Source organism: Pantoea sp. B9002 (assembly GCF_013385945.1).
Classification (GTDB): Bacteria; Pseudomonadota; Gammaproteobacteria; order Enterobacterales; family Enterobacteriaceae; genus Pantoea.
On record NZ_JACAPA010000081.1, the window covers coordinates 1 to 8821 of the forward strand.

Consider the following 8821-nt stretch of genomic DNA (forward strand, 5'->3'; position numbering starts at 1 on the left):
CTGGGGATCCCTCAGCCCTACATGTAGGGTCGCCATTAATGGCGACCAAATCAAGCCACTCACTTCAACATAATTACCCAATCATAACCGATAAAAACCCCAACACCCTGCCAAATCCAGCCATCACTCCTCCACATCAAGACATCAACGGCTGCAACTGCTGATACAAGCGCGCAAACACCTCGCGCTGTGGCTGATACGCCTGATGCCGCGCCGTATCCGGTTGATGCCGCTGCGCCAGCTCCAGCGACGGCCATTCGCTCGCCGGATCAATCGCCAGCTGCGCCAGTCGCGCCGCACCCAGCGCCGGGCCGACTTCGCCGCCGTGACAATAATCCAGCGTCTGCCCGCTGATATCCGCCAGCATCTGACGCCAGTATGCACTTCGCGCACCGCCGCCAATCAGCATCACGGTTTTCGGCTGCACGCCGCACTCATGCACCGCATCCATGCCTTCGGCCAGCGCGAAGCCCACGCCTTGCAGCACCGCGCGCGCCAGTTCTGGCCGGCCATGCTGATGCGTTAAACCAAAGAACGCGCCCTGCGCCTGCGGATTGTTATGCGGCGTGCGCTCGCCAGAAAGATAAGGCAGGAACCACACTGGCGGCACATCGCTGCGCGCTTTTTCCGCCTCACTCAGCAGTTGCGGCACATCGGCGCAGCCGGTCAACGCCGCCGCCCAATCGAGGCAGGAAGCCGCGCTCAAAATCACTGACATCAAATGCCAGCGCTGCGGCAGCGCGTGGCAGAAGCTGTGCACCGCACGCTGTGGATTGCTGAGATAGCCGTCGCTCACCAGGAAATAGACGCCCGACGTGCCGAGCGACAGCATGCCTTGTCCCGGCTCGACCATGCCGACACCCACCGCACCCGCGGCGTTATCGCCGCCGCCCGCCACCAGCGGCACGCTTTGCATGCCCCAGCGCGCGGCGACATCCGCCAACAAGGTGCCGGTGATTTGATTGCCCTCAAACAGTTGCGGCATCTGGCTGCGCTGCAAATCGCAAGCGCTAAGCATCTCATCGCTCCAGTCGCGCTGCGCCACATCCAGCCACATCGTGCCCGCCGCGTCCGACATATCGCTGGCGAACTCACCGCTCAGGCGCAAGCGCAGATAATCCTTTGGCAGCAGTACTTTAGCCACCTGAGCAAACACCTGCGGCTCATGCTGTTTTACCCACAGCAGTTTAGGCGCGGTAAAGCCGGGCATCATCAGATTGCCGGTGATGCGACGCGAATCCGGCACGCGCTTCTCCAGTTCCTGGCACTGCTCGCCGCTGCGCCCGTCATTCCACAAAATCGCCGGACGCAGCACCCGATTATCGCTACCCAGCAAGGTGGCGCCGTGCATCTGCCCGCTCAGGCCAATCGCCTTCACGCCGCTGAGATCGTGCTGCTGCGCCAGCGCCTGCATGGCACGATCCGTTGCCTGCCACCAGCTTTCGGCATCTTGCTCGCTCCATAACGGCTGCGGCCGCGACACCTCCAGCGGCGCACTCTCCACTGCAATCACTTTGCCGTGCGCATCCAGCAACGCCACTTTCACGCCGGAGGTGCCTAAATCGATGCCGATAACCATGCTGCGCTCCTGAAAAGTTAAAAATCAAACAAGTAGTGATTCACCAGATTCTCCAGCTGTTCCTGGCGTCCACTGCGATGCTGTGGATTAAATTGCTGTTGCTGCGCCTGATCCGCCAGCGCGGCGAGGGAAAATTCACCTTTCAGGATCTGCTGCCCAAACTCGCCGTTCCAGCCGCTGTAGCGCTGCGCCACACGCTTATCCAGCTCGCCGTCCGCTACCATGCGTGCCGCAACTTTTAACGCCAGCGCCATGGTATCCATCGCGCCGATATGGCCATAGAACAGGTCGTATTTATCAGTGCTCTGGCGGCGGACTTTGGCATCAAAGTTTAAGCCGCCGGTGGTGAATCCGCCCGCTTTGATAATTTCGTACAGCACCAGCGCATTCTCTTCCACGCTGACCGGGAACTGGTCGGTATCCCAGCCACACTGCATGTCGCCACGGTTAGCATCCACCGAGCCAAAAATGCCCAGCGCGATGGCCGTTGCGATCTCATGATGGAAAGAGTGGCCCGCCAGCGTCGCGTGGTTGGCTTCCACATTCACTTTGATCTCTTTCTCCAGCCCGAACTGCTTCAGGAAGCCATAAACCGTTGCCACATCATAGTCATACTGATGTTTCGTCGGCTCCTGTGGCTTGGGTTCGATCAGCAACATGCCGTGGAAACCGATCTTATGTTTGTGCTCCACCACCATCTGCATAAACCGGCCAATCTGCTCGCGCTCCTGACGCAGATCGGTATTCAGCAGGGTTTCATACCCTTCACGTCCGCCCCACAGCACATAGTTCTCGCCGCCCAGAGTTTGCGTGGCCTGCATGGCGCTGCACACCTGGCTGGCCGCCCAGGCAAAAATTTCCGGATCCGGATTGGTCGCCGCACCCGCACCGTAACGCGGATGGGTAAAGCAGTTGGCGGTTCCCCACAGCAGTTTCACGCCGGTTTCCTGCTGTTTTTCCAGCAACTTATCGGTCATTACGGCAAAGTTTTCGCGATAGCTTTTCAGCGAATCGCCTTCCGGTGAGACATCCACATCGTGGAAGCAGTAATAAGGCACATTCAGTTTATGGAAGAACTCAAAGGCGACATCGGCTTTTTGCTTCGCCAGTTCGAGCGCATCACCTGGCTTCTGCCACGGACGATCAAACGCGCCAACGCCAAACATATCCGCGCCGTTCCAGCAAAAGGTATGCCAGTAACAGGCCGCAAAGCGCAGATGCTCCGCCATGGTTTTACCGAGAATCACTTCGTCCGGGTTGTAATGACGAAACGCCAGAGGATTGCGGGTATTACTCCCTTCATAACGAACGCGATCAAGCTGGTCGAAATAGGCGTGCATAGTTAGCTCCTTAGCATGAGGACCCGAATGGTCAGCTTTGAGCCATTATTGTGATGATGTAATTTACTGCTGCTCAATTACGATATTTAACACTCAACGTAAGATAATTATTATTTGTGCGCCAGCTCGCAAAATAATGTCGTTATTTTCATTCAGCCTCTCTCACTTCGTTTTTTCTGAAAGCGTTCAAATATCGATCACGCTCATAAAATCGCAAATAAACCAAAAAACGTAATAGCCGGATAAAAATCAGTAATTGATGTCATCTGAAACTCAGGGCAACAATTCATCGGCCTGGTTATAAGCCTTACAACGACAACAGCCTCAACCTACAGGATTAACACCATGAACATGAAACAATCACTGTTGGCCGCCTGCGCGGCTCTGGCCCTGTTTAGTCACGCGGGTAGCGCCAAAGAAGTCAAAATCGGTATGGCTATTGATGATTTACGTCTGGAACGCTGGCAAAAAGATCGCGATATCTTTGTTAAACAAGCCGAATCACTGGGCGCCAAAGTGTTTGTGCAATCGGCCAACGGCAATGAAGAAACGCAGATGTCGCAAATTGAAAATATGATTAATCGCGGCGTCGATGTATTGGTCATCATCCCTTATAACGGCCAGGTTTTAAGTAACGTGGTGGCGGAAGCGAAACGTGAAGGCATTAAAGTGCTGGCGTATGACCGCATGATTAATAACGCCGATATTGATTTTTATATCTCATTCGATAATGAAAAAGTGGGCGAATTACAGGCCGAAAGTATTGTGAAGCAAGTACCAAAAGGTAATTACTTCCTGATGGGCGGCTCGCCGGTGGATAATAACGCGCGCCTGTTCCGTGCCGGCCAGATGAAAGTGTTAAAACCTTATATTGATAATGGCAGCATTAAAGTGGTCGGCGATCAGTGGGTTGATGCCTGGCTGCCGGAAAATGCCCTGAAAATAATGGAGAACGCCTTAACGGCGAACAGCAACCACATTGATGCCGTTGTAGCGTCGAATGATGCCACCGCAGGCGGTGCGATTCAGGCATTAAGCGCGCAGGGACTTTCCGGCAAAGTCGCGATCTCCGGTCAGGATGCCGATTTGGCCGCCATCAAACGCATTATGAACGGCACCCAAACCATGACGGTTTATAAACCCATCACTGAACTGGCGACCGAAGCGGCCAAAATCGCGGTGGAACTCGGTGACGACAAACAACCCGCCAGCAACAGCAAGCTGAATAATGGCCTGAAAGATGTGCCATCGCGCCTGCTGAATCCTATTCCGGTGAACAAAGACAACATTGAAAGCACGGTAGTCAAAGACGGCTTCCACAAGCAGAGCGAACTCTGAGGCGCAAGCCCGTAAAGGAGAGAGGCCGATGTTGCTGGAAATGAACCATATCACCAAGCGTTTCGGCGCGGTGAAAGCACTGGATGACGTGAGCCTGCAGCTGGAAGCCGGTGAAGTGATGTCGCTGTGCGGCGAAAACGGCTCGGGGAAATCGACACTAATGAAGATCCTGTGCGGGCTGTATCCGCACGGTGACTTCGAAGGCAGTATCCATTTTGCGGGCGACGAGATTCAGGCGCAGACCATTCGTGATACCGAACGCAAAGGGATCGTGATCATCCATCAAGAGCTGGCGCTGGTGCGGCAGCTAACGGTGATGGAGAACATTTTCCTCGGCGCAGAGCTGGGACGTTTCGGCATGGTGGATGACGAAACCATGACGCTGCGTTGCCAGCAGCTGCTGGAGCGGGTCAAGCTGCAGGTATCGCCGGATACGCGCGTCGGCGAGCTGGGATTAGGCCAGCAACAGCTGGTGGAGATTGCGCGCGCCCTGAATAAACAGGTGCGCCTGCTGATCCTCGACGAGCCGACCTCTTCGCTCACCGAACAGGAAACTGAGGTGCTGCTAAGCATCATCAAAAATCTGCGCGAACACGGCATCGCCTGCATCTACATCTCGCACAAACTCAATGAGGTAAAAGCGATTTCCGACTCCGTCTGCGTGATCCGCGACGGTCAGCATATCGCGACCCGCGCGGCCGCCGGGCTGAGTGAGGATGACATCATCACCATGATGGTCGGGCGCGAGCTGACGGCGCTCTATCCGCATAGCCCACACGAGATTGGCGAAACCGTGTTGCAAGTGGAGAACCTCACGGCGTGGCATCCCGTCAACCGCCATATTCGCCGGGTGGATAACGTCTCTTTTAGCCTGAAGCGCGGTGAAATTCTTGGTATTGCCGGGCTGGTCGGTGCCGGTCGAACCGAAACCGTGCAGTGTCTGTTTGGCGTTTGGCCGGGACGCTGGCAGGGCGATATTCACATTAACGGTAAGAAAGTTCGTATCAATGACTGCCGCGCCGCCATCGCGCACGGCATCGCGATGGTGCCGGAAGACCGCAAAAAGGATGGCATCGTGCCGCTAATGGGCGTGGGCAAAAACATCACGCTGGCCGCGCTGGATCAATTCTCTCCCCGACTTTCGCTGCTGGATGACGCGCAGGAGCAGCAGGCGATCAACCAGGCCATTGCGCGCCTGCGAGTGAAAACCTCGTCGGCGGAACTGCCGATTGGTCGCCTGAGCGGCGGGAATCAACAGAAAGCGATCCTCGCTAAATGTCTGCTGCTCAATCCAAAAATCTTAATTCTTGATGAGCCTACGCGCGGCATTGATGTGGGCGCGCGCCAGGAAATTTATTTGCTGATCAATTCGCTAGTGCAGCAAGGGATTGCCGTGATTGTCATTTCGTCTGAGCTGCCCGAAGTGCTGGGCCTGAGCGATCGGGTTTTGGTGATGCATGAAGGCAAAATCAAAGCCGATCTGATTAACGATAACCTGACTCAGGAGCAGGTGATGGAAGCTGCCCTGCGGAGTGAACACTATGTTTAAGACCGAAAGTACGCAACGCGGCCTCACCTCGCCGGGCAAAGGTGCGCCCGGTAAATTCTCGCTGCCGGATCTGCAGGTGCTGGTGATGCTGGGTGCGATTGTGCTGATCGCCCTGTTCTTCACCTGGACCACCGACGGTGCCTGGCTCAGCGCACGTAATGTTTCCAACCTACTGCGCCAGACCGCCATCACCGGCATCCTTGCGGTCGGCATGGTGTTCGTCATTATCTCTGCGGAGATCGATCTCTCGGTGGGTTCAATGATGGGATTGCTCGGCGGGGCCGCGGCCATCTTTGACGTCTGGCTCGGTTGGCCGCTGCCGCTCACCATCGTCGTGACCTTGGTGATGGGCTTACTGCTCGGCACCTGGAACGGCTGGTGGGTGGCCTATCGCAAAGTCCCGTCGTTTATTGTCACGCTGGCGGGGATGCTGGCGTTTCGCGGCATTCTGGTCGGCATCACCGACGGCACCACGGTGGCGCCCACCAGCCCGGCGATGTCGCAGATTGGCCAAAGTTATCTGCCTGGCGGGATCGGTTTTGGCTTCGGCTTTGCTGGCCTGGCGCTGTTTATCCTCTGGCAATGGCGCTTGCGCCTGCGTCGCCAACAGCTTGGTCTGGCGCAAACCTCCGTCAGCGGTGCGCTGGTGCGGCAGGTCGTCACTGCCGTTCTGGTACTGGGCGCGATTTGGCTGCTCAACGACTATCGCGGCGTGCCAACGCCGGTCTTGCTGCTGGCACTGCTGTTGCTTGGTGGCATGTTTATGGCGACACGCACGGCCTTTGGTCGCCGGATTTATGCCATCGGTGGCAACCTGGATGCCGCGCGCCTTTCCGGCATTAATGTGGCCCGCACCAAGCTGGCGGTCTTCGCCATCAATGGCGTGATGGTGGCGATTGCGGGCCTGATCCTTAGCTCACGCCTTGGCGCGGGTTCGCCTTCGGCAGGCAACATTGCCGAGCTGGATGCCATCGCCGCCTGCGTGATTGGCGGCACCAGCCTGGCGGGCGGCGTTGGTTCGGTGGCGGGCGCGGTCATCGGCGCATTTATCATGGCTTCGCTGGATAACGGCATGAGCATGATGGATGTTCCAACCTTCTGGCAGTACATCGTCAAGGGCGCCATCCTGCTGCTGGCAGTGTGGATGGATACCGCGACGCGCCGCCGGGTGTAATCGCGTGGGGGATCACAATGTGGCGCAAATTCTTTCTGCTGTCCGTCGTGCCATGCTATGCAAGGTGCTGTCGATTTAGGAGAGTGCGCCACGATGCATGAGAAACGCTTTCGCATTACGTTGCTGTTCAACGCCAATAAGGTTTATGACCGTCAGGTGGTTGAGGGCGTCGGTGAATATTTACAGGCATCACAAACGGATTGGGACATTTTCATCGAAGAGGATTTTCGTTGCCGCATCGACAACATCCGTGAATGGCTGGGCGATGGGGTTATCGCCGATTACGACGATCCCTCGATTGAAAAACTGCTGGCGAACGTGTCGGTGCCGATTGTCGGCGTCGGCGGATCGTACCATCAGCCGCAGGACTATCCGCCGGTGCATTACATCGCCACCGACAACGCCGCGCTGGTCGAGAGTGCCTTTTTGCATTTGAAAGAGAAAGGCGTGAACCGCTTTGCATTCTATGGCTTGCCCGCAGCCAGCGGCAAACGCTGGGCACAGGAGCGTGAGCATGCGTTTCGCCAGCTGGTGGCGCGCGAGCGTTATCAAGGCGTGGTCTATCAGGGCATGGAAACCGCGCCGGAAAATTGGCAGCACGCTCAAAACCGCTTGGCTGACTGGCTGCAAACCCTGCCGCAGCAAACCGGCATTATCGCCGTCACCGATGCGCGTGCGCGCCATCTGTTGCAGGCCTGTGAATACCTCAAAATTCCGGTGCCGGAGAAGCTCACGGTGATCGGTATCGATAACGAGGAACTCACGCGTTATCTGTCGCGCGTGGCGCTCTCGTCCGTGGCGCAGGGTTCACGTCAGATGGGTTATCAGGCGGCAAAACTGCTGCATCGCCTGCTGGATAATCAGCCTCTGCAACTGCAACGAATTCTGGTGCCACCGGTGAAAGTGATTGCGCGCCGCTCCACCGATTTCCGCTCCTTGCACGATCCCGCAGTGATTCAGGCGATGCATTACATCCGCTTTAACGCCTGCAAAGGTATTAAGGTTGAACAAGTGCTGGATGCCATCGGCATCTCGCGATCGAATCTGGAAAAACGCTTCCGCGATGAAACTGGCGACACCATTCACGCCATGATTCACCGCGAAAAACTGGAGAAAGCGCGCGAGCTGCTGGCGTGTTCTTCATTAAGCATCAATGAGATCTCACAAATGTGTGGCTACCCGTCGCTGCAATATTTCTATTCGGTGTTTAAGAAGAGTTACGCCAATACACCAAAGGAGTATCGGCAACTTCACGGTGAAAACGTGCTGTGACGCACGGCTGAGATCAAGAATTCCGCCGCGATTGTCGCTATACTCCTGCGGCATCTTCAAAGGAAGATCGTCGTCTCCGGTGAGGCGGCCGGATTTCAAATCCGGTTGGGGCCGCCAGCGGTCCTGGGCAGGTTCGACTCCTGTGGTCTTCCGCCAATCAATGTTCATGCTTGTCCGAGTAAGTACAAAAAAACCTTTATTTTCAGTGCTAATGTGAATATCTCTGTCCATGGCTGTCCGACAGAGTCTGCCTGAATCCACTAAAAGTATGTATAGTGTTGTGTATAGAATACTTATACACAAAATCCGCTTATACACATGCCACTAACTGACATACAAATTCGGCGCGCAAAGCCGCTAGACAAGCCTTACACCATGAACGATGGGCAAGGCTTAGCCCTCCTGATCAATCCCGATGGAAGCAAAGGGTGGAGATTCCGTTACCGGTATGCAGGCAAGGCTCGCCTGATGTCCTTTGGTTCTTACAGTCTCGTATCACTTGCAGAGGCGCGTGAGAAACGCGATACAGCGCGCAAGCAGGTAGCGAATTGTAGTGGTCAACAAAAACT

Annotated in this window: 7 protein-coding genes and 1 tRNA gene; 6 read left to right on the plus strand and 2 right to left on the minus strand. The window is 56.0% G+C overall.

The genetic code is table 11. The features are described 5' to 3' along the window. Positions 1-136: 136 nt before the first annotated feature. Together xylB and xylA are read right to left on the minus strand one after the other, a co-directional pair. Positions 137-1579 carry a xylulokinase gene (xylB, locus tag HX773_RS25165; protein ID WP_176973775.1) on the minus strand — a complete coding sequence of 481 codons (1443 nt, stop codon included), beginning with the start codon at positions 1577-1579 and terminating at the stop codon, positions 137-139. Between the two features lie 17 nt (positions 1580-1596). Then, complete coding sequence (xylA, locus tag HX773_RS25170; RefSeq protein ID WP_176973776.1) at positions 1597-2919, minus strand: xylose isomerase; 1323 nt, start codon at positions 2917-2919, stop codon at positions 1597-1599. Positions 2920-3264: 345 nt separating this feature from the next. On the opposite strand from xylA, the gene xylF reads away from it, so the two are divergent. The 6 genes from xylF to HX773_RS25200 all read left to right on the plus strand — a co-directional run. Beyond that, a complete protein-coding gene (gene xylF, locus HX773_RS25175) occupies positions 3265-4257 on the plus strand; it encodes a D-xylose ABC transporter substrate-binding protein (protein WP_008105256.1) in 993 nt (330 codons plus the stop codon). 28 nt (positions 4258-4285) lie between these two features. Continuing rightward, positions 4286-5806: a xylose ABC transporter ATP-binding protein gene (locus HX773_RS25180; protein ID WP_176973777.1), complete on the plus strand. Its 1521-nt coding sequence runs from the start codon at positions 4286-4288 to the stop codon at positions 5804-5806. After that, entirely contained in the window at positions 5799-6980 is a 1182-nt protein-coding gene (xylH, locus tag HX773_RS25185; protein ID WP_176973778.1) for a xylose ABC transporter permease XylH, read from the plus strand. The genes HX773_RS25180 and xylH overlap by 8 nt, the downstream gene beginning before the upstream one ends. Before the next feature lie 93 nt (positions 6981-7073). Further along, positions 7074-8252 (plus strand): D-xylose utilization transcriptional activator XylR, encoded by a 1179-nt coding sequence (gene xylR / locus HX773_RS25190; protein WP_061719296.1) that lies wholly within the window; start codon positions 7074-7076, stop codon positions 8250-8252. 61 nt (positions 8253-8313) lie between these two features. Beyond that, positions 8314-8408: transfer RNA gene (locus HX773_RS25195), tRNA-Sec, on the plus strand. Between the two features lie 162 nt (positions 8409-8570). Beyond that, positions 8571-8821, plus strand: a 251-nt coding sequence (locus tag HX773_RS25200; RefSeq protein ID WP_176973779.1) for an Arm DNA-binding domain-containing protein, incomplete at its 3' end; no start/stop codon positions are given.

Coding starts and splice junctions, on each gene's coding strand:
- xylF (WP_008105256.1), top strand. CDS start 3,265: ATGAACATGAAACAATCACTGTTGGCCGCCTGCGCGGCTCTGGCCCTG.
- xylA (WP_176973776.1), bottom strand. CDS start 2,919: ATGCACGCCTATTTCGACCAGCTTGATCGCGTTCGTTATGAAGGGAGT.
- xylR (WP_061719296.1), top strand. CDS start 7,074: ATGCATGAGAAACGCTTTCGCATTACGTTGCTGTTCAACGCCAATAAG.
- HX773_RS25180 (WP_176973777.1), top strand. CDS start 4,286: ATGTTGCTGGAAATGAACCATATCACCAAGCGTTTCGGCGCGGTGAAA.
- xylH (WP_176973778.1), top strand. CDS start 5,799: ATGTTTAAGACCGAAAGTACGCAACGCGGCCTCACCTCGCCGGGCAAA.
- xylB (WP_176973775.1), bottom strand. CDS start 1,579: ATGGTTATCGGCATCGATTTAGGCACCTCCGGCGTGAAAGTGGCGTTG.